Below are 25,916 nucleotides of genomic sequence, written 5' to 3'. Positions count from 1 at the left end.
CGGCGGACCGTGGTACGGGTCCGGTCCCGCCGATGAGTTGGGCGTCCCCGGACGGTCTGTCCCCTGAGACGACCGTTCGCGACAGGAGTGCCATGTCCACGATCCAGCCGGTGATCGTCACCACCGACCTCGACGTCCTGCTCGGCTTCTACACCGAGCTGTTCGGCGCCGAGGAGTTCTTCCGGGAGCCGGCGCAGGGCCCGGCCTTCTACGTCGGCCTGCGCATTGGCGACTCCGACCTCGGGCTGGTGACCAGGCCGGACGCGCCGACGCAGGCGCCGCCCCGGGTCGTGCTCAGCATCGCCGTCGAGGACATCGAGGCGACGCTCGGCCGGGTGGCCGCGCTGGGCGGCGCGGTGAGCGGCGGCCCCAACGACATGCCGTGGGGGCAGCGCGTCGCCCACGTCACGGACCCCGACGGCAACGCGGTGAACCTCACCCAGCCCGTCCCCGGACGCTGACGGCGCGGCGGCGCGGCGGCGCGCCGGGCGGGTGTCAGCGGCGCGGCCCGTGCATGCGGTGCAGCAGCGGGCGCGGGTGCAGCGGCCGGGTCCGCCAGGCCGCGGTGAAGGTGCCGGTGGACAGGTCGCACCGCAGGTCCAGGCTGTGCGGGGCCTCCAGGAAGTGGAGGGCGGCCGTGAGCGTGTCGCCGTCCGCCCAGGCGGCGCCGACCGCGCACGGCGGGGTGCCGGGGCCGCCCTCGGTCGTGGTCCAGCCGCCGGGGGCGAAGCCGAGGGCGAAGCTCTGCTCTCCCTCGGCGAGGATGAGCACCCACTCGGCGTCCGCGCTGCCGCGCCGCAGCGTCAGCCCGGTCAGCGTCGGCTGCTGCGCGCATGTGCCGCCCTCCGGTGCGAACCGCGCTCCGTCCCACTCCCCCGCCCCGGCCGGGGGTGCGGCGGCGCCCGGCACCGCGGGCAGCGCGAGTTGGGCCAGGCGCTCGTGCAGCGACGCGTCGTCCGCCGCGCGGCCGGGCAGCGGGGCGTCGCCGAAGGCGGGCAGCAGGTGCCGCCACGCCGCGTCCAGCACCTCCTGCATGTCCTGGGTCTGCGAGGTCACGGCGAGCACCGCGTCGTGCTCCGGCAGCACCACGCAGTACTGGCCGTAGGCACCGTCGCCCCGGTAGCCGTGCCGGGACATCCAGAACTGGAAGCCGTAGCCCTGCTGCCAGTCGGAGGTGGCGGCTCCCTCGGCCGTCCCGTCGCCGTTGGGCACGTGCGCGCGGGTGGCCTCGGCGACCCACGCGGCGGGCAGCAGCTGCCTGCCCTCCCAGACCCCGCCCTGCAGGTGCAGCTGCCCGAGTCGGGCGACCGCGTCGGTCGTGGCGTACATCCCGCTGAAGCCCAGGTCGCGCCCGGCCGGGAACTGCTCCCAGACCGTCTCGGCGATGCCCAGCGGGTCGAACAGCCGCTCGCGCAGAAAGGCCGTCAGGGTCCGGCCCGTCACGCGCTGCACGATGGCGCCCAGGGTGTACGTGCAGGACTGGTTGTAGGCGAAGACCGTGCCGGGCTCGCGGTCCGGCGGGAGGGACAGGAACCCGCGGACGGGCTCGGCCCGGTCGGCCCGGGACACGCGCTCCCAGGTCTCGGACGTGTGCCCGCTGGCCATGGACGCGATGTGCCGCACCAGCATCGACCGGCTGCGCGGATCGGTGATCTCCGCCGCGAACTCCGGGAAGTAGGAGACCACCGGCGCGTCCAGGTCGAGCAGGCCGTCGGCGACGGCCAGTCCCGCGGCGGCCGAGGTGAAGCTCTTGCTCAGGGAGTACAGCAGCTGCGGCCGGTCCGCGGTGCGCGGCGCCCACCAGCCCTCGGCGACCAGCCGCCCGTGCCGCAGCAGCATGACGCCGTGCGGGTCGATGCCGGGCGCGGCCTCCAGCGCGTCGAGGAAGTCCTCCACGCCGCGCGCGTCCACCCCCTCGGCGGCCGGGGTGCTGCGGGGCAGCGGGCGTCCGGCGTGGGTGTTCATGGGCTCCTCCAGGGTGGGCTGATCGCTGCCAGTCCACCCGCGGGGCCCGCCGCCTGTCAACGGCCCCCGTCTGCCGTGCCCCGGTTCACTCCGCCGCGGTGGCCACCGCCAGCGCCGCGTCCCGGACGTCCGGGCAGGGGTGGCGGCGCAGCGCCCGCAGCCGTTCCCGCCACTCCTGCTGCCAGGAGGTGCGCGCGCCCAGTGCCGCCGTGACGGCGAGGGCCAGCAGCCCGGCGGCGTGGGTGCCGGCCAGGGTGAGGCGTTCGGCGGCCGCCAGCAGGACGAGGGGGTCGCCGGGGTGTGGGGCGCCGCCGAGGCGCCCGCGCAGGGTGCTCGCGGTGCGGTCGGCGAGCACGGGGCGGTCCGCGTGCAGGGCGGCCAGGTCGTCCAGCCCGCCGAGCAGGTGCGGCGCGGGTGCGTCCAGGTCGAGGGCGACGGCGGCGAGCCGCGCCGCCGCCGGCCGGAAGCCGGGTGCGGCGGCGAGGAGTCCGGCGGCGCGCCGGGCGGCCGCGCGATGGGCCGCGGCGGGACGCGGGGCGGCCGCGGCCGCGAGCCCGGTCACGAGGTGGGCGAGGCGCCGGCGGGCGGGCCGGTCGCGGTCCGCTCCGGCGTCCCGGTCGTCGGCGGGTACGGCGGCGAGCCGGGCGAGGGCGTCCAGCAGCGGCCCGTCCCCGTCCGGCGTGGCGGCGAGGGCCACGAGGCCGTCGGCCGCGGCGCGCCAGGCCGTGCGGTTGCCGAGGTCGGCGGTACGGGCGGCCAGCACCGCCCCGGCCTGCGGGTACCAGGGTGCCCACACCGGGAGCAGGCCCGCCGCGAGGTCGGCGGTCTCCCGGTCCTCGCTGTGCGCGACCCGGCCCACCAGCGCTGCGCAGCGCGGCCGTTCGGACGCCCGCAGCTCGTAGGGGCGTACCCGCAGCAGCGCGGTCCGGGTGACGGGCGGGCCGTCGGCGGCGGCCTCCAGCAGCTCCCACGCGGCGGGGTCGGGCAGCAGTCCGGCGGCGGCGGACACGCAGGCCGCCCGCACGTCGGGGTGCTGGCCGGGGAGGCGGAAGGTGTCGGCGAGCACTGCGGTCGCGGTGCGGACGGGCAGCCCTTGGGCGGCGAGCCGGACGAGTTCCTTGCGGCTGGTGACCTTGGCCGCCGCGGCGGGGGCGCCGTCCGCGCCGGGCAGCAGCGCGGCCCGCAGTGCCGCCTCCAGCGCGGACGGGGCGATGCGCAGGCTCACCCGGTGCGCGGCGTACACGGCGACGCGCGCCCGGTCGTCGCCGGCGTGCTCCAGCAGCAGCGGCAACGCGTCGGCGGGGCGGTCGGTCCACGCCAGGGCGGCGAGGGCGGCCTCGGCGAGCACGGTGGCCGGGGAGCCGGTCCAGCGGCGCACGGCGGGGAAGCCGTGCTCGGGGATCTCGGCCAGGGCCCGTATGTGCCCGGCCCTGGTCCGCTCCGGGAGCGCGGCGTCCGCGGCGGCCCGGACCAGCAGCCGCGCGGCCGCGGCCTGCTGGCGGGGCAGCCAGGTGCGGACGCCGTCCACGGGGGGCAGCCACGGGGTGCGCGGGGTCAGGAAGCGCCCGTACGGCGGGGTGTCGGCGAGGACGGCGTCGAGCAGGTCCGTCCTGCGGTGCGTCAGGACGTGCAGGACGGACGGGAGCACGGCCGCCGACGGTTCGAGGCCGAGGATCCGCGCCGTGTCCTCGTCCCGCCGCACGCGGTCGTCGAGCAGCAGGCCGACGGCCTGCCGCACGGTGGTGTCGTTGCCGTACCGGACCGCGTCCCACAGCAGTTCGCGCAGCTCCGGCATGTGGTGGGCGCGGCGGCCGAGCGCGCGGGCCAGCGCGAAGGTGAGCGAGTGGTCGGCCTTGTCCGCGCCCGCCGCCAGCCACGGCCGCAGGGCGTCGAGGACCTGGAACTCCTGGCCCTTGCGCAGCCTGCTGCCGAGAGGTCCCAGGGCGTCGCCGCGGGTCGGTCCGGACAGCAGCGCCGTGGTCGCCAGTGCCCAGGCCACCAGGCCCTGTTCACCGCTCACCGCGTGCTCGCGCAGCACCGCGGCGGCCAGCGCGGAGAGGGCGTGCCGGGTGCGCCCGGAGCTGTCGCGGGCCTCGACGGCGTCGGTCGTGATCCGCCCCAGGAGGGCGGTGTCGCTGTCCCGGAAGAGCCGCGGCGGCACCGCGGCGAGGGCGACGAGGGCGGGCCCGCGCACCGGTTCCTGCTCGTTGCGCAGCCGCTGGAGGTCGCTCAGCAGGACGGCGACGGCGGCCGGGTCGCCGGAGCGGGCCGCGTTGCGGACCAGCAGCGGGTAGGCGGTGGCGCGGTCGTCCGCCGCCGGGCGGCGGGTCGCGGCGAGCAGCCGCTCGCGCGCCTCGGCCACCGGCAGGTGGGCGACGGCGGCCAGCACCGTGGACCACGGTTCGCCGCGCTCTGCGGCCTGCGCCGCGGTCCGCCGGGCCTCGGCGTGGGCGCGGCGGCGCGGGAGCGCCTCCAGCACGCATTCGGCGAGGGCGGCACGGCTCATGTCCCGGCCCGCGGTCACGGTGTCGTGGAAGGCCTCGCGGGCCGAGGGCGGCAGGGCGCGCAGCAGCAGCGCGTACTGCTGCGGGGTGCGGGTCCACGCCCGGCCGAGGTGGGCCAGCTCCGGCGGCCCGAGCCGCGCGATCCGGCCCAGCGCGGTGCGGGAGACCAGGCCGGGTGCGGGCCGGGCGGCCCGCTCCGGGGCGGTGAGCAGGCCGATCGTCCGGCCCGGGGCGGCCCGGAGCAGCGGTGCCAGGCACGCGTGCACCGCGGCCGGCGGGTGGGGCGGGCAGTGCTCCTCCAGTGTGTCCAGGACGCGCAGCGGGCGGATCTCGGCGACCGCGGGGAAGAGGTCGCCGTTGCGTACCCACCAGTCGGCGCGGGCCTGTTCCGGCAGTCCGGCGAGCTGCCGGGCGGCCTCGTCGAGCACCGCGTCCGGGTGGCGGCGGGCGAGCCGCCGCCAGTGCGTCACCGCCGGGAAGAGGTCCGGCAGCAGGGCCCGAACGGTCTCGGCGCCGCAGCCGGGCAGCAGCCGGACCGCCTCGGCGTCCCCCCACCGCTCGCGGACGGGTCCGATCAGCCGCTCGGCGAGCGCGGTCCGCCCGCTCGCGACGACCGTGTCCTCCACCGCCGCCCGCACCACGTGCGGGGCGTCCGCCATCGCCCGTTCCAGGGCGTCGTCGCCGATCGGCAGGTGGCACGCGGCCCGCAGCGCGTGCCCGCGCACGAACGGGTCGGGGTCGGCGAGCCGGGCCGCGAGGTGCTCGGCGTCCCGGGCCGCGCTCGCGGCGACGGCGGCGAGCCGCCGCCCGTACGTCCCCCGCGTCTCCAGCTCGGCCGGCAGCGCGCCCGGCCGGCCGCCGTGACGGCGCTCGCGCGCCCATGCGGCGACCGCCCGCATCCGGGCGGGGTGGGCGAGGGGGTCGAGCCGCGCGAGCAGTTCGTCGACGGCGGTACGCGGGTCGTGGGAAGGGGCCGGCATGCGCGCCATTGTGCCGGGGCACGGGCCGCCGCCCGTACGGGTTTTCGACGGTACGACAGGCCTCGGCGGTGCGTCCCGGATTGCCGCGCTCAGGCCGTACGGCGGCCGTCGTACGAGGCGCGGGCGCGCACGATCGCCTCGGCGTTGGCCTCCGCCCAGGTGACCAGGCCGACGACGAGTTCGGCCGCCTCCTCGCCGGAGGGCGTGAGGGTGTATTCCACGTGCGGCGGCACCACGGGGCGGGCCTCGCGGTGCACCAGGCCCTCGCGTTCCAGGCTCTGCAGGGTCTGGGCGAGCATCTTCTCGCTCACGCCCTCGACCGTGCGGCGCAGTTCGCTGAAGCGCATCACCTGACCGCGCCGCAGGGCGGCCAGCACGAGCACGCCCCAGCGGCTGGTCAGCCGGTCCACCACGGAGCGGGACGGGCAGTCGGCGGACAGCGCGTCGAAGGGCAGCGGTGTGCCCGCGCGGGCCGAGGTCGTGGTCATACCACCTAGCTTACCTAAAGGTGCGTACTTCCGTAGAGGCAGGAACCCCACTTAAAGTAAGTGAGGTAGTTGATCAAAAGGGATAAAAGGAGCTTTTCATGAGCATTGTCGTCACCGGTGCCACCGGACAGCTGGGCCGCCTCGTGACCGCCGCGCTGCTGCGGCGTGTCCCGGCCGACCAGGTCGTCGCCGCCGTGCGCGACCCGCAGAAGGCGTCCGGCCTGGGCGTCGAGGTCCGCCTCGCCGACTACGACCGCCCCGGCACGCTGGCGGAGGCCTTCCACGCCGGGGACACCGTGCTCCTGATCTCCGGCGACGCGGTCGGCAGGCGCGTGGCCCAGCACACCGCCGTGATCGAGGCCGCCAAGGCCGCGGGCGTGGCGCGCCTGGTCTACACCGGCATCCTCGGCGGCCCCGCCGCCGACTTCGTCCTCGCCGACGAGCACAAGGCGACCGAGCAGCTCGTCGTGGACTCCGGCCTGGTCCACACCTTCCTGCGCAACGGCTGGTACACCGAGAACTACACCGCGCAGATCCCCGTGCAGCTGGCCCACGGGGTCGCCGGGGCTGCCGGTTCGGGCCGCATAGGCGCCGCCCCGCGCGCCGACTACGCCGAGGCCGCCGCCGTGGTCCTGACCACCGGTGGGCACGACGGCGCCGCGTACGAGCTGAGCGGCGACGACGCCTTCACCCTGGCCGAGTACGCCGCCGAGCTGGCGCGGCAGAGCGGTGCGTCGGTCGACCACCACGACCTGGAGCCCCAGCAGCTCCAGGAGGTGCTGACCGGCGCGGGCCTGCCCGCCCCCTACGCCGAGATCCTCGTCGACGTCGATGTGAACGGCATCCGCACCGGCCTGCTCGAAGGCGGCAGCGGCGACCTGGCCCGGCTGATCGGCCGCCCGACCGGCACCCTCGCCGACGCCGTCGCCGAGGCGCTCAAGAACTGACCGGCCGGGTCGGCGTCGTGGCCGGACCGGTGGTCAGTCCAGCGGGCCGCTCGACGGGCCCTCGGGCGTCAGCCCGTAGCCGCGGTCGGCGCGCAGGCTGATCACGAGCCGCCCGTCGGCGACCATCGCGGCGCGGTAGTCGTCCCAGTCCGGGTGCTCGCCCGCGATGGCCCGGTAGACCTCGACCAGCTCGTCGACCGTCGCGTCGTGCGGGTCCGCGGCGGTCGGCGTGATCACGGCGTCACCCTCGACGACCAGGTACGACCTCAGGTCGGCGGTGGTGACGTAGAAGCTCGCGCGCGGGTCGCGGCGCAGGTTGCGGGTCTTGGCGCGGCCGTCGGTGGCCGAGATGCGGATCAGCCGCGTCGCGTCGTCGTAGGTGAAGGACACGTTCGACAGCTGCGGCCGGCCGTCGCGCTTGAGGGTGACGAGGACGCCGGTGCGCCGGGTGCGCAGCAGGTCGAGCGTCGTGTCGGCGGGCTTGTCGGGATTCGGCTGGCTCATCTCGCTCCTCGGGGACGGTGTCCTGGCCGGGGCCTGGCGGGCGCGGGGCCCGCTCGCTCCGGGAGGGGGAACGCCCCCGCCGCCGCGCCGATTCCGCCCGCGCGGCGGTCAGCAGGGCGCGCGTCGCGGGCCCGCGTCACCCCGGGGCCCGCGCGCCCTGCTGACCGCCGCGCGGCTCCGGTCCCGCGGCGGCGGGTGCCCGGCTGCGGTGCAGGACGAGCAGCGCCAGCACGGCCGTGACCAGTTCGGCCAGCGGAAAGCTGGCCAGCACGCCCCGGGTGCCGAAGCGGCCGAGGGCGAACAGCAGGGGGACGCGCACCGCCACGACCGCGACGACGGAGATCAGGTAGGCCGGGCGCGGCTGCCCGAGCGCCTGGAAGCGGGCGCAGACCAGCGGGGCCAGTCCGGCGCAGGGCGGGACCAGGGCGAACAGCCGCAGCGCGCCGACCGCCTGCGCGTGCAGCGCCGGATCGCCGGTGAAGAGGGAGACGACCGGGTCCGCCGCGCACAGCAGGACCACGCACACCGCGCAGCCGTAGCCCACGGTGGCGCGCAGCGCCAGGCCGGTGGCCCGCTCGGCGCGCGCGGCCAGGCCGCGGCCCGCGTTGTAGCCGACCAGCGGCTGGAGTCCCTGCGCGATCCCGGTCTGGGGCATGGCGGCGAACGTCCCCACCCGGCCGCACAGCGCGAAGGCCGCCACCGCGAGCGGTCCGCCGAGGGCGACCAGCCGCGTGTTGGCCAGAGCGGCGACCACGGTGGCGCCGAAGCCGACGAGGAAGGACGGCGCGCCGACGGCCAGCAGGCGGCGCAGCGTGGGCCCGTGCGGCCGCAGGTCCGCGAGGGTGACGCGGTAGGGGCGGGGGCGCTGGAGGAAGAAGAACCACACGCTCGTCGCCGCGGACACCGTCTGGCCGCCGACCGTGCCCAGGGCGGCGCCGCGCACGCCGAGACCGCAGCCGTAGATCAGCAGCGGGTCCAGGCACATCTGGGTGACGACCGGCAGCACCCACTGGAGGGTGGAGAAGCGCATCCGCCCCTCGGCCCGCATGAGGCTGGAGAAGCCGGTCGACATGACCGCTCCGGCGAACAGGATCTGCCCGTAGTCGTGCGCGTAGCCGCGGGTCCCGGCGGTGGCGCCGAGCACGGTCAGCAGCGGGTCGAGCGCGAGCAGGCCGGTGGCGCCGACGGCGGCGGCGCAGGCCCAGAAGAAGACGAAGGCGTTCCCGGCGGCCCGCGCGGCCCCGGCCGGGTCGGCGGCGCCGAGGCTGCGGGAGACCAGGGAGGCGCCACCCACGCCGACCGCGGTGGACACCGCCCCGACGGCCAGCAGGACCGGGGCCAGCAGGTTGACCGCGGCGAGCGCGTCCGGGCCGACCCCGCGCGCGACGAACCAGGCGTTGGTCAGCGCGTAGATCCCGAACACGCCCACCGACATGGTCGTCTGCGCGCAGGTGCGCAGCAGCAGCCGTCCCACCGGCTCGGTGCCGAGCGCGCCGACCTGCTCCCGCGCGGCGGTTCGGGCCCGCCCGCGCCGCCTGGGTCGCACCGGTCCTCCCGCCGCCCGCCGGTGGCAGCCGGAACCGGCCGCCGGTCCGTCGCGCCACGTCCGCGCCAGATCGTACTGCGCCGGGGCGGTGCACCCGGGGAGGCCGTCCCGGGACGGCCGCACCCGGGCCCGTACGGCGCGGGCGGCCCGGGTGCGGTCATCCGCTCATCCGCTCATCGGCCGGGCGGCGGCGCCTCGGGGTCGTCGTCCGGGTAGGGGTAGAAGGCGGTGCCGAGCTTGGGCAGCCAGCCCACCGTGGCGACGGGCTCGGTGTCGTCCCCGGGGTGCTGCGGCAGCAGCCCGGCGTTGATCACGGGCTCCCAGCCGACCGTCAGAAAGCTCATCGCAGGGCCTCCTCGGCGACCAGCGGGTCGTTGGACAGCTCGGGCGGGGTCACCGGCTCGGCCGGGCGCAGCGTGCGCGGCGCGGCCTTCGGCGCACCGGCGACCGGGTCGGGCGGGGCGGCCTGGTGGTACTGCGGGAAGTTCTCCTGGTAGTCGATCGCGGCCTGCACGATCTGCGGCTCGCTGAAGCGCGGGCCCCAGAACTGCGCGGAGATCGGCAGGCCGACGGTGCTGTCGTAGCCGACGGGGAAGGAGACCATCGGCCAGGCGAGGGCGTTGGGGAGCTGGTAGTACGCCCGGTAGACAGGGAAGCCGCCGCCGCCGCTGCGCAGCCCGATCTGCGCGCCCAGCGACAGCACGAGCATGAAGTCCACGCCCGCCGCGTCCAGCGCCGCCTGGTAGTTGGCCTGGAGGGCGCGCCGCCGCTTCTCGCCCTCGACGCGCACGGACGCCGGGATCATCCCGGCGAAGCGGGTCGCCGACTCGAAGGACGCCGCGCTCTCGCCCGGCGCCTTGCGGCCGTACTGCGCGAGCAGCGCGGCGGCCTGGTCGGCGGGGCGGGTGGCGGCGAAGTCCCTGACCGCGTCCCAGTAGCGGATCTCGTAGCGGTTGGGGCTGAGCACCGCCGAGGAGGGCGAGACCGGGGAGCCGTCGACGGTCGCGAGCACGTCGGTGCTGGAGAAGTACGGGTCGTTGGCGGCGACCGTGACGTCCAGGCCCGGGAAGTCCTTCACCGTGGCGCCCAGCGAGACCAGTTGCTGCTTGAGCCGCCGGAACGCGGCCAGGTGGTCGGCGTCGTAGGTGTCCTGCGGCGCGGTGCCGGTCTGGACGCCGCGGCCGGTGCGCATCCAGTCGGACTGCGGGACGCCGACGGTGACACCGGCCAGCGGGCGGCGGCCCTTGCGGGCGGTGAGCGGCATCGCGGGGAAGGGCTCGGGCGCGGCGAGCGTCAGCGGGTCGTTGGCCGGGTCGGGGCCGAGGATGACGGACAGGACGAGCGAGGCGTCGCGCACCGAGCGGGCGATGGGGCCGAGCACGTCGTAGCCGGGTGACAGCGGCATCAGGCCGGCCACCGAACTCGTCCCGAGCGACGGCTTGATGCCGCTCGCGCCGTTCGCGGCCGAGGGCATCATGATCGAGCCGCCGGTCTCCTCGCCGATGCAGGCCGCGGCGAGCCGGGCGACCGGGGCGACGCCCGAGCCCTGGCTCGAACCGCCGGGCACGTAGTCCTTGTTCCAGGCGTTGCCGGCGAAGGTGCCGGTGATGGAGCCGGAGAAGGCCGAGCAGACGGTGTGGCCGAGGATCACCGCGCCGGCCTCGCGCAGCCGGTGCACGACGGTCGCGTCGCGCAGCGCGGTGTTGCCGTCGAAGGCGTGGCTGCCGTCCTTGGCGTCGAGGCCCTCGACGGCGACGGAGTCCTTGATGCCGAAGGGGATGCCCAGCAGCGGCGGCAGGACCTCGTGGGTGTGCCGCGCGCGGGCGAAGCGCGCGTCCGCCGCGGCCGCCTGGGCGAGCGCGCCCTCCCGGTCGATACGGACGAAGGCGTTGTACAGGCCGTTGTCGCCGTAGGTCTCGAAGGGGCCGTTGAAGCGGTCGATACGGTCCAGGTACGCCTTGGTGACCTGCACGGCCGTGACGACCCGGGCGCGCATCAGCGCCGCCAGCTCGACCACCTCGTAGTCGACCAGCCGGGCGCGCTTCCTGACGGCGGAGACCGGCGGCAGGGCGGCCAGCAGCCGGGCGGTCGCGTCGGCCCCGGCGGGGCCCGCGGCCTGCGGGGCGGCCGAGGCGGGTGTCGCGACGGCCGCGGAGACGGCGGCGGCGCCGCCCACTGCGGCGGCCCCGCCGAGCACGGCCCGGCGGCTCACGCCCGCGGGCGCGTCGGCCGCGCCGTCGGGAACGGGGCCGGAGCGGGAGGGTCGGGTGGACATGGCACGTTCTGGCGTCATGGACGGCTTTCCTGTCCTCTGCGGAAGGGAGATGAAAAGGACCGGTGCTTCGCATTCGCGTCCTGCGGACGACTCTAGGCCGCCCGGCGCGGTATCCGGAAGACACGGGAAGACATTTTCATGCACGATGAATTCACTTCATGGAATTGTTTCCGTCGAGTGTCCTGGACATCACATTCGGCGCCCCGTCAAAAGCGCGTCAATCCGGCCCAACCGACCTTCCCTGCGCAGCTGAACGGCCCTTCACCCGCTGCGGGAGAGGCGCGCGCAACGCACATTAAACACGGCGCAGGACACTCCCGGAGGTGCGTACGCGAGCGCACACCGGGCCACCTCCGACCCATGGTTCACGGCGGGCGTCCGGCGTCCCGGAAAGGGCGAGTATTTCCGGCGGGAATTCATTCCGGAGGCGTGGCCCGCGGCGGACCGGCAGCGGCGGGCGCGGACCGGACCGCACCCCGGCCGGGCGGGGCCGCGCGGATGTCGGCGAATCCCTCGCCCCGCGCCCCCGGCAGCCCTAGGATCCCCTTGGTCTGTACCAATTGCGGGGAGCGGAGGGGCGCCGATGGACGGCAGCGCGGGGCTGGAGGTCCGGTTCGAGGGGCTGATGGAAGGGAGCTGGGCCGCCACCTGGGGGCAGCGGACGATCTGGGAGCCGATCTCCTGGTACGCGCCGGACGACCACTACTTCAACATCGCGCTCACGCTCCCCCTGCGCCATCCGGTCCCTCCGGCCGACTTCGCCGAGGTGATACGCGCCCTGCTCACGCGGCACGAGTCGCTGCGCACCGTCTACCGGCTGGAGAACGGCGGCGGACTGCGCCAGCGGCTGGGCGGTGCCGGGACGCTGACGGTGCGCCTGGTCGAGGCGGACGCCGCCGAGCAGCTCGCGCCGGTGCTGGAGCGGGAGGCCGCGGCCGACAAGGCGGTGCGCTTCGACCTGCTCGGCGACGGGCTGCCGGTACGGGTGACCGCGGTCCTGACGGAAGGCCGGGTGGCCGGGGCGGTCGTGACGGTGGCGCACATCGCCGCCGACGGGACCGGCGCCCAGGTGGTGCTGGACGACCTGCGCCGACTGCTCGCCCAGCGGCGCCGCCGCCCCGGGGTGCTGCCGCCGCCCGTGCCGGGACGGCAGCCGCGCGAGCAGGCCGCGTACGAGGCCGGGCCGCAGGCGACCGCGCGCAGCGCAGCGGCGGTCGCCCTGTGGTCGCGTCAGCTCACCGGCATCCCGGCCTCGCTGTGGCCCGAGGACGCCGGGCCGGGCGAGGAGGTGCGCTGGTGGGAGGGCGAACTCGGCTGCGCGCGGATGGACCTGGCCAGCAGGCTGGCCGCGGTCAGGACCGGCACCTCGCCGAGCGCGGTCGTCCTGGCGGCGCTCGGCCAGGAGCTGGCCGAGCGCACGGGGTTCGCGGCGGTACCGCTCAAGGTCATCCTGGGCAACCGGGTGGCCGAGGAGCAGCGCACGGCGGTCGGCGCCTTCGCGCAGAACGGGCTGGTGGTCCTGGGCGGCTCGGGCGAGTTCGACGAGCTGGCCCGCAAAGCCTGGCGGGCCCAGCTCCAGACGTCCCGGCACGGCCACTACGACCCGGGGGCGCTCGCGGACGCCGTCACGGCCGAGGAGAAGCGGCGGGGCGCGGCACTCGACCTCAACGCCCTGTTCAACGACCACCGGGAGACCGAGCACGGCGCCGCCGCCCCCGATCCGGCAGAGCTGGCCGCGGCCGAGCCGGGCGGCTTCCGCTGGCGGTCGCGCTGGGCCCGGCAGGACTGCCGGTTCTTCTTCGGCCTGGGCCAGGTCGCGGGCCGGACCTGCGCCACCCTGCTGGTCGACACCCGCTCCGTGCCCGCTGCCGGGGTGGAACCGCTGCTGCGCGCGGTGGAGGAGCGCGTGGTCGCCGCGGCCCTCGCCTGACGGCGCCCACCGGGGAGCGGGGCCGGCGGGGCGGCCGACCGGCGGCGGGATGCGGCGTCCGGCGTCCGCGGCCGGGGGACGGACCGGGGACGCAGTCCGCCGTCCGGCATCCGCGGCCGGGGGACGGACCGGGGACGCAGTCCGCCGTCCGGCATCCGCGGCCGGGGGACGGACCGGGGACACGGTCCGCCGTCCGGCATCCGCCGCTGCGGGGGCGGGCCGGCGTCCGGGGCCGAGTCCGGGTCCGAGTCCGAGTCCGGAGGACGAATCCACGGGCGCGGTCCGGCTCCGGCGTCCGCCACCGGGCGGGTCGGACCGGCCGCGCGGGCCGTCGTCCGTGGCGGGGGGCACACCCCCGGGGTGGGGGGGGGGGCGGGGGCCCCCCCCCCCCCCCCGGGGGCCCCCCCCCGGGGGGGCCCCCCCCCCCCCCCGGGGGGGGCGGCGGGCGGGGGCCCCCCCGGGGGGGGGGGGGGCGGCCGGGGGGGGCGGGGGGCGGGGGGGGGGGCCCCCCCCGGGGGGGGGGGGCGCCCCCCCCCCCCCCCCACCCCCGCGGGGGTCAGCCCAGGCGGCGGGCCGCCTCCGGCTCGCTGAGCGCGTCGATCTCGGCGATCAGCAGGTCCTCGACCCGGGCCGCGAGGCCCGCGAGCGTCGGTTCCTCGAAGACGTCCCGCACCTGCACCTCCAGGCCGACGGCGGCGCGGATCCGGGCGGCGACCCGGGTCACCAGGAGGGAGTCGCCGCCGAGTTCGAAGAAGTGGTCGAGGGCGCCCGCCTTCTCCACCCCCAGCACGTCCTGCCAGATGCCGGCGACGAGCACTTCCGCGTCGGTGCGCGGCGCGAGGTACTCGCGGCTGCCGGTGGCGTCCGGCCCCGGGTCGGGCAGCGCTGCCCGGTCGAGCTTGCCGTTGGCAGTGAGCGGCAGCGTGTCCAGCACGGCGAAGGCGGCGGGCACCATGAAGGCGGGCAGCCGGGCCGCCAGGTGCTCGCGCAGCGCGGACGGTTCGAGGACGGCGCCGGTCCTGGGCACCGCGTAGCCCACCAGCCGGGTGCCGTCGCGGACGACCACGGCGGCGCGGGCCACCCCGGGGTGGGCGGCGAGGGCGCCCTCGATCTCGCCGGGTTCGACGCGGCGGCCGTGGATCTTCGCCTGGTCGTCGGTGCGGCCGAGGAATTCCAGCTGTCCGTCGGCCCGCCAGCGCACCCGGTCGCCGGTCAGGTACATCCGGGCGCCGGGCGTGCCGTACGGGTCGGGGACGAAGCTCGCCCCGGTGAGGTCGGGGCGTCCGTGGTAGCCGGTGGCCAGGCCCGCGCCGCCCAGCGCGAGTTCGCCCTCGAAGCCCGCCGGGAGCAGCCGCAGTCCCGCGTCCAGCACGTAGGCGCGCACGCCGGGGAGCGGGCGGCCCAGCGGTGGGCGGGCGGCGGTGTCGGCCGCGGTCAGCTCTGCGCTGGTGACGATCACCGTGGCCTCGGTGGGGCCGTAGGTGTTGACCAGCCGTACGGTGTCGCCGTGCCGGGCCCGCCAGGCTGCGACGGACCGGGCCGTGGCCTCGGAGCCGCCGAGGATCACCAGCCGCAGCGCGGGGGGCCACGCCAGGTCGTCGCCGAGGTCCACCAGCTCGCTCCAGTAGGCGGTGGGCAGATCGAGGACGGTGATCTCCGCGGCGGCCGGGGTGCGCAGGTGGTCGGGCAGCATGCGCCCGCCGCCGGGCAGCAGTACGCAGCGCGCGCCGACGGCGAGCGCGGGCCACAGTTCCTCGGCGTGGGTGTCGAAGCCGATCGAGGCGAACTGCACGACGCGGTCGGACGGCTGGAGCCGGTAGCCGTCGGGTCCGGCCATCCAGTGCAGCCGGGCGGCGAGGGCCGCGTGGTCGACCAGGACGCCCTTGGGGCGGCCGGTGGAGCCGGAGGTGTGCAGCAGGTAGGCGGGCGCCGACGCGGGCACCGCGGGCAGGGTGCCCCGCGGTGTGCCGGTGGGCCGGGCCGCGGGGAGTTCGAGCACGGGGACGCCCAGCCCGGCGGCGTCCTCGTCGTCCTCGGCGGCGATCAGCAGCTCCGCGCGGCCGTCCGCGAGCAGCAGCCGCTGCCGCTCGGCGGGGTGGGCCGGGTCCAGCGGGAGGTAGCCCGCGCCCGCCTTCCAGATCGCCAGCAGCGCGGTGACCAGGTCGAAGGAGGGGTCCAGCCGGACCGCGACGACGGCGCCGGGGCGCGGCCCGAGGCGTTCGGCCAGCAGCGTGGAGAGCCGGTCGAGTTCGCCGTAGCCGAGGGTGTCGCCGGCGCACTCCAGCGCCACCGTTTCCGGGTGCCGGGCGGCGGCGGACCGGAACAGCTCCAGCGCGGTGGGGAGTTCGGCGGGCAGGGCGGGCCCGGCGCCGAGGGCGAGCACCCGGTCCCGCTCGGCGGCGGTGAGCAGCAGGTCGCCGGTGACGGCCCGCAGCGGGTCGGCGACCACGGCGCGCAGGATCTGCTCGTAGCGCGCGGCCGTGCTCTCGACGGTCGCCCGGTCGAACAGCTCGCCGTCGAAGCAGAAGGCGCCGTGCAGCCCGCCGTCGGCGGCCCGCCACAGGTCCAGCAGGACGTCGAACTTGGCCTGGGCGAATCCGGCGTCGGCCGGTTCCAGGGCGACGCCCGGCACGGTGTCGGCGGCCGGTTCGGTGGACAGGTCGTTCTGGCTCTGGAGCACGAAGAGGGTCTGGAAGAGCGGCGGTACGTGCGCCTGGCGCGGCAGTCCGAGGGCGGGGACCAGCCGTTCGACGGGGACGTCCTGGTGCCCGAAGGCGCCCATCGCGGCGGAGCGGACCCGGCGCAGCACGGTGCGGAAGTCGGCGTCGGTGTCCGTCCCGTCGGCGGTCACGGGCGAGAGATCGGCGCGGACGACGGCGGTCTTGCTGAAGTAGCCCAGCAGCGACTCGTGGTCGACCTCGGTGCGCCCGGCGACGGGGACGCCGACGGCGAAGTGCCGCTGTCCGGCCCAGGCGCCGAGCAGGATCTGGTAGGCCGCGAGCAGCACCATGAACGGGGTGCAGCGCTCCTTGCGGGCCAGCTGCTCGACCTCGGCGTGCAGTCCGGGGTCGATCCGTACGTCGCCGAAGACGGCGTGGCGGTCCGGGCGGGCCGGGCGGGGGCGGTCGGTGGGCAGTTCGAGGCGGGCGATCCCGGCCAGCTTCTCCTTCCAGTAGTCGAGTTCCGCGGCGGCCTGCGGCCCGCGCAGCCGCTCGGCCTCGGCGACGGCGTAGTGGCCGAACGTCCCCGTGACGGGCGGCAGTACCAGCTCCCCTCCGGTCAGCTCCGCGCGGTAGCAGGCGAGCAGTTCCGACCACAGCAGCCGGGCGGACCAGCCGTCGCTGACGATGTGGTGGACGGTCAGGCAGAACAGCTGGTCGTCCGGGCCGAGCCGGAGCACCGCGGGCCGCAGCGGCGGGCCCGCGGCCAGGTCGAAGGGGGCGTTGACGCCTGCACCGGCGGCCTCCGCCGCGAGCCGGGCGATCTCCGCCGGGTCCGCGCCGGGCGGCACCGCGACGTCCACCTCCTCGATCGCGAGGGGCTGGAGCGGTCCGACGAGCTGCACCGGCTGGTCGTCGAGCAGGTCGAAGCGGGTGCGCAGCACCTCGTGCCGGTCCCGCAGCCGGTCCAGGGCGGCTGTCAGCGCGGCCAGGTCGAGCGGGCCGCGCCAGCGCCAGGCGATGTACATGTTGTAGCTGGCGTCGGCCGGGTCGAGCTGCTGGAGGAACCACAGGCGGCGCTGCTCGACCGTCAGCGGGTAGTGGCGCACGGGGTCAGGGCTGGTCACGGGGCACCTCGGGGGTGGTGGTTCGGACGGCGGTCCGGGTCTGGAGCGCCTGGAGGCCGACGAGGTCGTCGGACGGCGCGTCCGGCACCTCCCGGTCGAAGCGGGCGAGTACCGGCAGCCGCAGCGAGATCGTCACGAGCAGCGCGATGGCCAGGCCGAACAGCACGTAGAGCAGGCCGATTCCGCGTCCCGGGCCGGCGCCGAGGAGGTGCCCGGCGGTGCCGGCGAGCGCGCCACCGGGGTCCATGAGGGGCTGGAGCAGCTTCGGTCCGAAGGGCGCGACCACGGCGAAGCCCACCGGCAGGGTGGACCAGGCGACCATGGTGTTGACCGCGATGACCCGGCCGTGGAAGCGCTGCGGCACCTTGGTCTGGATGATCGTGGCGTAGACGCCGTTGACGAGCGCGAGCGCGTAGGCCATGCCGAAGGCGCCGAGCGCGACGAGCGGCAGCGCCGGGCGCAGGCCGGTGAGCAGGCAGGCGGCGGACAGGGCGAGGGCGGCGAGCAGCACACCGCGCAGCCGGTCCCGGCGCGGTCCGCCCCACACCAGCAGGGTCAGCCCGCCCGCGATCGCGCCGGCGCCGCCGCCCATGGCGACCCAGCCGGTGGCGGCCAGGTGGCTGAAGGAGAGCACCAGCGGGGTGGTGAGCAGGAAGAGCGGGGAGAGGAAGATGTTGAGCACCGCGAAGAACAGCAGCATGGCGCGGAAGTGCCGGCTGCCGAGCGCGAGCCGGAACCCGGCCCGTATCTCCTCGGCGACCGACTCCCGACGGTGCCAGGCCATCGCCCGCGGGAACCTGACCAGGGCGACGACGGCGACCGCGCACACGTAGCTGGCCACGTCGAAGGCGAGGATGCCGCCGAGGCCGACGGCCGCGAGCAGGCCGACGGCGAACAGCGGCACCAGGAACTGGGCGAAGCCGAAGGCCAGCTGGACCACGCCGTTGGCCCGGCCCAGGAAGCGCTTGGGCACCAGCTGGGCGGCAGCCGAGCCCCAGGCGAAGCGCTGGAAGGCCAGGGCGACCGAGAGCGCGGAGATGAGCGGGTAGACCTCCCAGACCTCCAGCCGGTGGGTGAGCGCCAGTACCAGCATCACCGCCTGGGTGGCACCGGCGGCGAGGTCGCCGATCAGCATGGTCCTGCGCCGGTCGTGCCGGTCGACGACGGTGCCCGCGAGCGGCGCCACCAGGATGCCGGGCACCAGGGCGAAAGCGGCCAGCAGCCCGAAGTGGGCGAGCGACCCGGTCCGCAGGTAGATCCAGATCGGCAGGGCGAACTCGGTGAGCGCCGAGCCGATCATCGACACCTGCTGACCGGCGGCCACCGACAGGAAGCGGCCCATGCCGGGCCGGACCTCGCCGTCGGCCGGGGCGCCGGTGCGGGCCGCCGGGTCGCGGGAGACCCCGTCCAGCCACCACGTGGACTCCTCGGTGCGCCCGTAGCGGTCCTCGGTGCCGTCGGCGAGCGCCTCGTGCACCCCGGTGACGACGGCGGCCAGCTCCTCGGCCCGGTATCTGAGGTAGAAGTGCCCGGCCTCGGCCAGCACCACCGCGGCGGCTGTGCCGGTGATCCGGTGCCACTCCAGGAAGCGCTCCTGGTGGAATTCGGTCGCCGGGTCGCGCTCGCCGCACACCGCGATCACCGGGGCGTCCAGGGTCCGCCCGCCCTCGGTCTCGAACAGCTCGGTGAAGTAGCGCTCCGCCTCCTTGGTGCCGCTCCTGCGGTTGTGGATGATCAGCCGCAGCTGCTCGGGGTCGACGTCCTCGGTGTCCAGTCCGGCCGCGGCCAGGGCGTTGACCATGCCCTGGTCGCTGCGCAGCCGCTCGGCCAGCTCCGACCAGCGCTCGGCGAGGGCGGCGCCGCGGCCGCGCGGCCGGGCGAAGGGGAAGATCCCGCCGAGGTAGACGGCCTCGATCTCGCGTCCGGCCGCCTCGACCCGGCGGGCGATCTCGACGCAGAGCTGCACGCCGAGCCCGCAGTGCCCGTAGAGCACCAGGCGGCCCTCCACACCGGCGAGGATCTCCTCGGCGCACGCCGCCGCCACCTCCTCGACCGGCATCGCCTGCTCGCCCAGCTCGTGGCCGGGGACGGCGAGCGAGTGCAGCGCCCAGTCGTCCGGCAGCGCGTCGGCCAGCGGCTTGTAGATCAGCGCGCTGCCCCCGCCGTACGGTGCGCACACCACGCTCGCGGTGGTACGGCGGCGCTCCGGGGTGAGCCGGTGCAGCAGCCCGCCCGGCCCGCGGTCCGCCGAGGGGTCGCTGATCAGCCCGGCGAGCCCGCGCACTGTCGGGAAGCGGAAGATGTCCATGACGCCGACCGGGACCGGCAGGTCGGGGTAGGCGCGGCGGATCCGCGCGACCACCTGGGTGGCGAGCAGCGAGTGCCCGCCGAGTTCGAAGAAGTCGTCCAGCGCGCCGACCCGGGAGACCTCCAGCAGCTCCGTCCAGATGGCGGCGACCCGGGTCTCCGCCTCGCCGTCGGGCGCGACGTACTCGCCGGTGGCGGCGGCCTCCTCGGGCTCGGGCAGCTTCCTGCGGTCGACCTTGCCGTGCGCCTGGAGCGGCAGCCGCTCCAGCTCCACGTAGCGTGCCGGGACCATGTAGTCGGGCAGCACCTCCAGCAGCCGGGCCCGCACGTCGGCCGGGGCGAGCGGCTCGGGGCCGCCGGGGCGCTCCAGGTAGCCGACCAGGTTCTGCCGTACGCCCTCGCTGCGGCTGACGACCACCGCCTGGGTGACGCCGGGCAGTTCGGCGAGCGCGGCCTCGATCTCGCCGGGCTCCACGCGGTAGCCGCGCACCTTGATCTGGTCGTCGGCGCGGCCCAGGTACTCCAGGGTGCCGTCGGGGCGCCAGCGGGCCAGGTCGCCGGTGCGGTAGAGCCGGCCGCCGCCCTCCGGGTCGGTGACGAAGCGCTCGGCGGTGAGGTCGGGGCGGCCCAGGTAGCCGCGCGCCAACCGGTCGCCGCCCAGGTGGAGTTCGCCGGTCACACCGGGCGGGACCGGGCGCATCGCGCGGTCCAGGACCAGGCAGCGGGCGCCGGGGAGCGGGGTGCCGACGGGGGTGTTGCCGGGGCCGGGCACGGGGCCGACCTCGAAGACCGAGACGCCCACCGTGGCCTCGGTCGGCCCGTAGTGGTTGAAGACCGCGCACCGCCCGGTGGCGGCCAGTTCGGCGGCCCAGGCCCAGTTGGACGCCTCGCCGCCGAGCACCAGCGCGCGGCGCGGCAGCAACCGCTCGGCGGGCGCGTCCGCGGTCAGGGCCGCCAGGTGCGAGGGCGTCATCTTCAGATAGTCAAGCTCCAGCGACCGGACCCGTTCGGCCAGTTCGGCGCCGGAGATCCGGCGTGGCAGCAGATGGAGGGTGCCGCCGCTGCCGAGGGCCAGGTAGAGCATGGTGAGGCTGAAGTCGAAGGACAGCGACTGGAGCAGCCCGTACCGGCCGCCGGGGGCGATCCGCAGCCGCTCCCCCACGCCGGTGAGGTAGTTGAGGATCTGCCGGTGCTGCACGGCGACGCCCTTGGGCAGGCCCGTGGAGCCGGAGGTGTAGATGACGTAGGCCAGGTCGTCCGGGCCGCAGACCTCGGCCGGGGGTTCGTCCCGCTCCTCGAACTCACCGCCGTCCAGCAGCAGTTCGGCGCCCTCGTAGCCGGGGAAGCGCTCGCGCAGCTCCGCGTCGGTGATCAGGACGGCGGCCTGCGCGTCGGCGACCAGGTGGGCCAGCCGGGCGGGCGGCTGCTCCGGGTCGAGCGGCAGGTAGGCGGCGCCGGACTTGAGCACGCCGACCAGGGCGGCGGCCAGGTCGGGCGACTGCTCCAGGCAGATCGCCACCCGGTCGTCGGGGCCGACCCCGAGGGCGCGCAGCCGCCACGCCAGTCCGTTGGCCCTGCGGTCGAGCTGACGGTAGGTCAGTGACCGGTCCTCGAAGGCCAGCGCGGTACGGCCGGGGAACTCCCGCGCGGCTCGCGCCAGCAGCCGGGGAAGCGTTTCGGGCCCGCCCGTGGGCAGTTCGGGACCGGCTGACCAGGCGGCCAGCTGCTCCCGCTCCTGCGCGGTGAGCAGCGGCAGTTCGTCGACCGGGCGGTCGGGGTCGGCAAGCGCGGCGTCCAGCAGCAGTTCGAAGCGCTCGGCGAGGCGCACGACGGTCGCCTCGTCGAAGAGGTCGGTGCGGTAGGTGAACAGGCCGTGCAGCCCGTCCGGTTGCTCACCGAGGTAGAGCGCCAGGTCGAAGTGGGTGGAGGTGGCGGCGTAGCCGAAGCCCTCGGTCCCGGCGGCCGGGGCGGCGGCTCCCCGCTCGCCGTAGTTCTGGAAGGCGAAGGTGGTCTGGAACACCGCCGACCGGCTGACGTCCCGTGTGACGTCCAGGTCGGCGACCATCTGCTCGAACGGCACCTCCTGGTGGGCGTAGGCGTCCAGAGTGGTCTCCCGCACCCGGCTCAGCAGCCGGCCAAAACCCATGCCCTCCTCCAGCCGGGCCCTCATCGGCAGCATGGTGACGAACGCGCCCACCACGCCTTCGAGTTCGCGGTGCAGCCGGCCCGCGACCGGCGAGCCGACCGCGAAGTCCCGCTGTCCGCCCAGCCGGGAGAGCAGGGCCTGGTAACCGGCGAGGACGGTCATGTACGTCGAGGCGCCGTACGCGCGGGACACCTCCGCGATGCGGTCGGTGAGCCGGCGGTCCCAGTGGAAGGCGTGGGCGGCGCCCGCGAAGGTGAGCACGGGCGGCCGGGGCCGGTCGGCGGGCAGGTCGAGCGCGGGTACGTCCTCCAGGGCGGTCCGCCAGTACGCCCGGTCGGCGGCCAGGGCGCCGCTGTCCAGCCGCTCCCGCTGCCAGACCGCGTAGTCGCCGAACTGCACGTCCAGTGGGGCGAGTCCGGACGGCGTGCCGTCCGCGTGCGCGGCGTACAGCGCGTCCAGCTCGCGGTGCAGGATGTCGACCGACCAGCCGTCCGTGACGATGTGGTGCATCACCAGCGCCAGGACGTGCTGCTGCGCGCCGAGCCGGAGCAGTTCGGCGCGCAGCAGTGGCCCGGCGGCGAGGTCGAACGGTTCGGCGGCCCGCTCGCCGACCAGCTCGGCGGCGCGGGCGGCGGGGTCGGGCAGTTCGGAGAGGTCGGTGAACCGCGCGCCGAACGGGCCCGGTTCGGCGATGTGCAGCGCGGCGGCGCCGTCCTCGGTGCCGGGGAAGGTCATCCGCAGCGCCTCGTGCCGGGCCACCAGGTCGGTGAGCGCCGCGTCCAGCGCGGCCCGGTCGAGCGGGCCGCGCAGCAGGCGGGCGGGGGCCAGCGCGTAGGCGGCCCCGCCGGGGGCGAACTGCTCCATGAACCAGAGCCGTTCCTGTCCGCTGGACAGCGGCGGCACGGTGCCCGCCGGGCGCGGGGCGACCACCTGGACGGGCGCGGCCGCGCCGCGCAGGCGCTGGGCGAGCAGGGCGCGCTTGGTGTCGGACCAGCCCGCGGGCTGCGGTCGGGTGTCGCTCATCCGCGCTCCCCCGGTCCGGACGCACCGTGCTCGTTCGCCGTGTCCTCGCCGGTCGCGAGAGCGGCCACCGCGTGTTCGGCGACGGCGTGTCCGGCGACGACGACTCCGGCTGCTTCGTGCTCGTCTGCTCCGTGCTCGGCCACGGGCTGCCGGGCGACCCCGTGCTCGGCGGTCAGGTGGGCGGCGAGCGCGTCCAGGCTGCCGAGGAAGTCGCCCTGGTCCAGGTCGAGGAAGACCCCGTAGCGCGCCTCCACCGCGTCCACCAGCCGCAGTTGCGCGAGCGAGCCGAGGCCCATCGCGACGAACGGGGTGTCGGGGGCGGCCAGCAGTTCGGCGACGGTCACGGCGTCGTCGCTCGCCTCGGCCGTCATGCCCGCGAGCACCGCGAGCAGGGACGGTGCGGGCGCGGTCGCGGCGGTGCTCAACTCGTGGGTCACTGCTGCTCCTTCACGGCTGCGGCGAGCCCGGCCACGGTCGTCACGTCGAAGAAGATCTCCAGGTCGAGATCGACGTCGAAGGACTTGCGGATACGGGCCGCGATCTGGATGAAGCTCAGGGAGTGCGCGCCGATGTCGAAGAGGTCCTCGTCCGATCCGATGTCCGGGATGCCGAGCACCTCGGAGCAGATGGCGCTCAGTTCGGCCTCCACCGGGTCCCCGGCGGGCGCGGCGGCCGGTTCGCGCGGCTCGGCTGCGGCCTCGGCGGGCGGTGCGGGCAGCGCGCGGCGGTCCAGCTTGCCGTTGGGGGTGAGCGGCAGCGCGGGCAGGGTCACGAAGACCTGCGGGACCATGGCGCCGGGCAGCGTCCGGCCGAGGTGCGCGCGCAGTTCGGCGGCGGCGGGGACGGCGCCGGCCGCGGCCACGAGGTAGCCGGCCAGGCGCGGTTCGCCGTCCTGCCCGGTGTCCACGGCCACCGCCGCGGCGGCGACGGCCGGGTGCTCCAGCAGCGCGGACTCGATCTCGCCCAGCTCGACGCGGTGGCCGCGGATCTTCACCTGGTGGTCCAGCCGTCCCAGGAAGTCCAGCTCACCGTCCTCGGTCCAGGCCACCAGGTCCCCGGTGCGGTACATCCGGCCGCCGCCGTACGGGTCCGGGACGAACCGCTCGGCGGTCAGCTCCGGCCGGTCCAGGTAGCCCTGGGCCACGCCGTCCCCGGCCAGGTGGAGTTCGCCGGGGATGCCGACGGGCACCGGGCTGCCCTGCGGGTCGAGCACGTAGGCGCGGGTGTTGGCGATCGGGCGGCCGATCCCGACGGCCTGCGGCAGCGGCGGCAGCTCCGCGCAGGTGGACCAGATCGTCGTCTCGGTGGGCCCGTAGACGTTGAACAGCCGGTCCACCCGGGCGCGCAGGTCGCGGGCGAGCGGCAGCGGCAGGGCCTCGCCGCCGACGAGCGCGGTCAGCCCGGACGGGAGGGAGTCCGCGGTGAGCAGCACCCGCCAGCCGGACGGTGTGGCCTGCACGTGGGTGACCTGCTCGCGCCGGATCAGCTCGGCCAGCCCGGGTCCGTCGAGGGCGAGGCCGTCACCGGCGAGCACCAGCCGTGCGCCGGTGACCAGCGGCAGGAAGATCTCCAGCCCGGCGATGTCGAAGGAGAGCGAGGTCAGTGCGAGCCAGCGGTCCCGGTCGGCCGAGCCGAGCCGGTCGGCGAAGGAGCTGAGCAGGTTGACCAGGGCCCGGTGGCCGACGGACACGCCCTTGGGGCCGCCGGTCGAGCCGGAGGTGTAGAGGACGTACGCGCGGTCCAGCGGGCCCGGTGCGGGCAGCGGCAGGTCCGCGGAGTCCGCCGCAGCGACGGGCCGGTCGAGCCGGTCGAGCCGCAGCACGGCGGGCGCGGCGGCGGCGACCTCGGCGGCGGGTTCGCCGTCGGCCAGCAGCAGCGCGGCGCCGGAGTCGGCGAGCACCAGCGCCAGCCGCTCCGGCGGGTAGCCGGGGTCGAGCGGCAGGTACCCGGCGCCGGTCCTGAGCACGGCGAGCAGCGCGACCGGCAGCGTCGAGGTGCGCGCCAGGTGCACCCCGACCAGGCTGCCGGGACCGGCCCCGGCGGCGGCCAGCCGCCCGGCCAGCTCGACCGACCGCTCCCTGAGCTGGTGGTACGTCAGTTGGGCGTCGGCGGCCGTGACGGCGACCGCGCCGGGGCGGGCGGCGGCCTGCTCGTCGAACAGGTCGAGCACGGTCCGGTCGGCGGGGTAGTCGCGGGCGGTGTCGTTCCAGTCCCCGGTGACCTGCCGCAGTTCGTCCGCGCCGAGCAGCGGCAGCGCGTCCACGCCCGTGCCCGGGTCGGCGACCGCCGCGGCGAGCAGCGTCTCCAGGTGCCCGGCGACGCGCTCGGCGGTCCGCGGGGGGATCACCGAGGGGTCGTACTGGAGGCTGAGGTCGCAAGCGTCGGCGGACTCCACCACCTGGATGTGCAGGGTGCTGCGGGCGGTCCCGTTGAACATCATCCAGTCGACCCGGCTCGCGGTGCCGGTGAAGACGGGCTCCGGGCCGCGGCGCCGGTAGCCGAAGGACACCGGGGTGAGGCCCACGCGCGGGGTGAGGCCGCCGACGGCCGGGGCGAAGGGCACCGTGCGGAAGCGGTACAGCTCGCGCAGCCCGGCCCGCACGCCGAGGGCGAAGTCGTGGAAGGAGGGCGCCGCGCCGTCCGCGTCCACGGCGGGCGGGTGGTGCGGCAGTTCGTTGACGAAGAGACCGATCTCGCGGGCGGGGCCGGGGGGCCGGGTGGAGAGCGCCAGGGCCACCGGGGCGGCGGTGTTGCCGTAGCGCCGCAACAGGGTGTGCACGGCGGCGAGCAGGAATTCGAAGGTGCTCACCCCGCAGGCCCCGGCCGCCGCGGCGAGCGCGGACGGGTCCAGGCGGCGGGCGGTGGCCGCACCCGGGCCGACGCCCTGCGCGGCCCGGCGCAGGCCGGGCAGCAGCAGGTCGGCGGAGTCCGTCCAGCGCGGCCCGAACCAGTCGGCGGCGGCGCGTACCGACGCCGCGTCGGGCTCGGCGGGCGACTCGGGGGCCGGTGTGCCGAGGTCGGCCGGGGTGCCCGCGACGGCCGCGTTGTACGCGGCTGCCAGATCGTGCACCAGGACGTCCTTGGACATGCCGTCGAAGACGGCGTGGTGGGCGACGAAGAGCAGGTCGGCGCCGCCGTCGGGGCGGTGGAAGAGGGTCAGCCGGGCGAGCGGCCCGGTCTCCAGCACGAACGGGCGGGTCGCCTCCTCCTCGATCAGCTTGTCCAGCGCGGCCGGGCTGTCGGCGGCGGCGCTCTCGGCGAGGACGACGTCGGCCTGCGCGCGGTGGAGTCCGACGACCCCGTCGCGTTCGGCCAGGGTGCCGCGCAGCGCGGGGTGGCGGGCGACGACGGCCGCGCAGGCGGCGCGCAGGGCGGCCGGGTCGACACGGTCGAAGCCGATCCGCAGCGGGAGGTGGTAGCTCGTGCGGGCGGCGTCGAGCCGCTCGGTCAGCCAGACGCCCTGCTGCGGGAGGCTTGCCGGGAGGGCGGTGGCACGGGGTTCGGGCATGGGAGG

At 76.4% G+C, this 25,916-nt stretch carries 14 protein-coding genes; 3 read left to right on the top strand and 11 right to left on the bottom strand.

The features are described 5' to 3' along the window. Positions 1–92 precede the first annotated feature (92 nt). Complete coding sequence (locus ACH4PY_RS29080; RefSeq protein WP_398189303.1) at positions 93–461, top strand: VOC family protein; 369 nt, start codon at positions 93–95, stop codon at positions 459–461. Between the two features lie 34 nt (positions 462–495). Here the strand turns inward: ACH4PY_RS29080 and ACH4PY_RS29075 are convergent, their stop codons facing one another. The 3 genes from ACH4PY_RS29075 to ACH4PY_RS29065 all read right to left on the bottom strand — a co-directional run bounded on the left by ACH4PY_RS29075 (position 496) and on the right by ACH4PY_RS29065 (position 5,937). Beyond that, on the bottom strand, positions 496–1,965 hold the full coding sequence (locus tag ACH4PY_RS29075; RefSeq protein WP_398189300.1) for a serine hydrolase domain-containing protein: 1,470 nt from the start codon (positions 1,963–1,965) through the stop codon (positions 496–498). An 85-nt stretch (positions 1,966–2,050) separates the two neighbouring features. Next, positions 2,051–5,449 carry a hypothetical protein gene (locus ACH4PY_RS29070; RefSeq protein ID WP_398189297.1) on the bottom strand — a complete coding sequence of 1,133 codons (3,399 nt, stop codon included), beginning with the start codon at positions 5,447–5,449 and terminating at the stop codon, positions 2,051–2,053. Positions 5,450–5,538: 89 nt separating this feature from the next. Then, positions 5,539–5,937: a winged helix-turn-helix transcriptional regulator gene (locus tag ACH4PY_RS29065; protein ID WP_398189295.1), complete on the bottom strand. Its 399-nt coding sequence runs from the start codon at positions 5,935–5,937 to the stop codon at positions 5,539–5,541. Between the two features lie 98 nt (positions 5,938–6,035). Between ACH4PY_RS29065 and ACH4PY_RS29060 the strand changes: the two genes are divergently transcribed. Then, entirely contained in the window at positions 6,036–6,884 is an 849-nt protein-coding gene (locus ACH4PY_RS29060) for an SDR family oxidoreductase (RefSeq protein WP_398189292.1), read from the top strand. Between the two features lie 33 nt (positions 6,885–6,917). Here the strand turns inward: ACH4PY_RS29060 and ACH4PY_RS29055 are convergent, their stop codons facing one another. From ACH4PY_RS29055 to ACH4PY_RS29040, 4 genes are all read right to left on the bottom strand, one after another. After that, a complete protein-coding gene (locus ACH4PY_RS29055) occupies positions 6,918–7,388 on the bottom strand; it encodes a PPOX class F420-dependent oxidoreductase (RefSeq protein ID WP_398189290.1) in 471 nt (156 codons plus the stop codon). 136 nt (positions 7,389–7,524) lie between these two features. After that, positions 7,525–8,934 (bottom strand): MATE family efflux transporter, encoded by a 1,410-nt coding sequence (locus tag ACH4PY_RS29050; RefSeq protein WP_398189287.1) that lies wholly within the window; start codon positions 8,932–8,934, stop codon positions 7,525–7,527. A 173-nt stretch (positions 8,935–9,107) separates the two neighbouring features. Then, positions 9,108–9,278, bottom strand: a complete 171-nt coding sequence (locus tag ACH4PY_RS29045; protein WP_398189285.1) for a hypothetical protein — start codon at positions 9,276–9,278, stop codon at positions 9,108–9,110. Continuing rightward, positions 9,275–11,227, bottom strand: coding sequence for an amidase (locus tag ACH4PY_RS29040; RefSeq protein ID WP_398189282.1), 1,953 nt, complete (start codon positions 11,225–11,227; stop codon positions 9,275–9,277). Before ACH4PY_RS29040 ends, ACH4PY_RS29045 begins: the two co-directional genes overlap by 4 nt. Positions 11,228–11,792: 565 nt before the next feature. Here ACH4PY_RS29040 and ACH4PY_RS29035 point away from each other — a divergent pair. After that, entirely contained in the window at positions 11,793–13,139 is a 1,347-nt protein-coding gene (locus ACH4PY_RS29035; protein ID WP_398189279.1) for a condensation domain-containing protein, read from the top strand. Between the two features lie 556 nt (positions 13,140–13,695). Here the strand turns inward: ACH4PY_RS29035 and ACH4PY_RS29030 are convergent. The 4 genes from ACH4PY_RS29030 to ACH4PY_RS29015 are packed head-to-tail and all read right to left on the bottom strand — an operon-like array spanning position 13,696 to position 25,910. Then, entirely contained in the window at positions 13,696–16,926 is a 3,231-nt protein-coding gene (locus tag ACH4PY_RS29030; protein WP_398189276.1) for an amino acid adenylation domain-containing protein, read from the bottom strand. Then, complete coding sequence (locus tag ACH4PY_RS29025; RefSeq protein WP_398189273.1) at positions 16,913–22,402, bottom strand: amino acid adenylation domain-containing protein; 5,490 nt, start codon at positions 22,400–22,402, stop codon at positions 16,913–16,915. Before ACH4PY_RS29025 ends, ACH4PY_RS29030 begins: the two co-directional genes overlap by 14 nt. Continuing rightward, positions 22,399–22,839 (bottom strand): phosphopantetheine-binding protein, encoded by a 441-nt coding sequence (locus ACH4PY_RS29020; RefSeq protein ID WP_398189270.1) that lies wholly within the window; start codon positions 22,837–22,839, stop codon positions 22,399–22,401. The genes ACH4PY_RS29025 and ACH4PY_RS29020 overlap by 4 nt, the downstream gene beginning before the upstream one ends. Next, the gene (locus ACH4PY_RS29015; protein WP_398189267.1) at positions 22,836–25,910 is read right to left on the bottom strand and encodes an amino acid adenylation domain-containing protein; all 3,075 of its coding nucleotides are present in this window, start codon (positions 25,908–25,910) and stop codon (positions 22,836–22,838) included. The genes ACH4PY_RS29020 and ACH4PY_RS29015 overlap by 4 nt, the downstream gene beginning before the upstream one ends. Positions 25,911–25,916 lie beyond the last annotated feature (6 nt).

The sequence above is a fragment of the Streptomyces sp. NPDC021224 genome (genome assembly GCF_044332905.1).
Lineage (GTDB): Bacteria > Actinomycetota > Actinomycetes > Streptomycetales > Streptomycetaceae > Actinacidiphila.
The sequence above is the reverse complement of the archived record's forward strand: the minus strand, read 5'-3'. Positions and strand labels throughout refer to the sequence as shown.

Coding starts and splice junctions, on each gene's coding strand:
- ACH4PY_RS29075 (WP_398189300.1), bottom strand. CDS start 1,965: ATGAACACCCACGCCGGACGCCCGCTGCCCCGCAGCACCCCGGCCGCC.
- ACH4PY_RS29035 (WP_398189279.1), top strand. CDS start 11,793: ATGGACGGCAGCGCGGGGCTGGAGGTCCGGTTCGAGGGGCTGATGGAA.
- ACH4PY_RS29055 (WP_398189290.1), bottom strand. CDS start 7,388: ATGAGCCAGCCGAATCCCGACAAGCCCGCCGACACGACGCTCGACCTG.
- ACH4PY_RS29070 (WP_398189297.1), bottom strand. CDS start 5,449: ATGCCGGCCCCTTCCCACGACCCGCGTACCGCCGTCGACGAACTGCTC.
- ACH4PY_RS29025 (WP_398189273.1), bottom strand. CDS start 22,402: ATGAGCGACACCCGACCGCAGCCCGCGGGCTGGTCCGACACCAAGCGC.
- ACH4PY_RS29040 (WP_398189282.1), bottom strand. CDS start 11,227: ATGACGCCAGAACGTGCCATGTCCACCCGACCCTCCCGCTCCGGCCCC.
- ACH4PY_RS29045 (WP_398189285.1), bottom strand. CDS start 9,278: ATGAGCTTTCTGACGGTCGGCTGGGAGCCCGTGATCAACGCCGGGCTG.
- ACH4PY_RS29080 (WP_398189303.1), top strand. CDS start 93: ATGTCCACGATCCAGCCGGTGATCGTCACCACCGACCTCGACGTCCTG.
- ACH4PY_RS29065 (WP_398189295.1), bottom strand. CDS start 5,937: ATGACCACGACCTCGGCCCGCGCGGGCACACCGCTGCCCTTCGACGCG.
- ACH4PY_RS29060 (WP_398189292.1), top strand. CDS start 6,036: ATGAGCATTGTCGTCACCGGTGCCACCGGACAGCTGGGCCGCCTCGTG.
- ACH4PY_RS29015 (WP_398189267.1), bottom strand. CDS start 25,910: ATGCCCGAACCCCGTGCCACCGCCCTCCCGGCAAGCCTCCCGCAGCAG.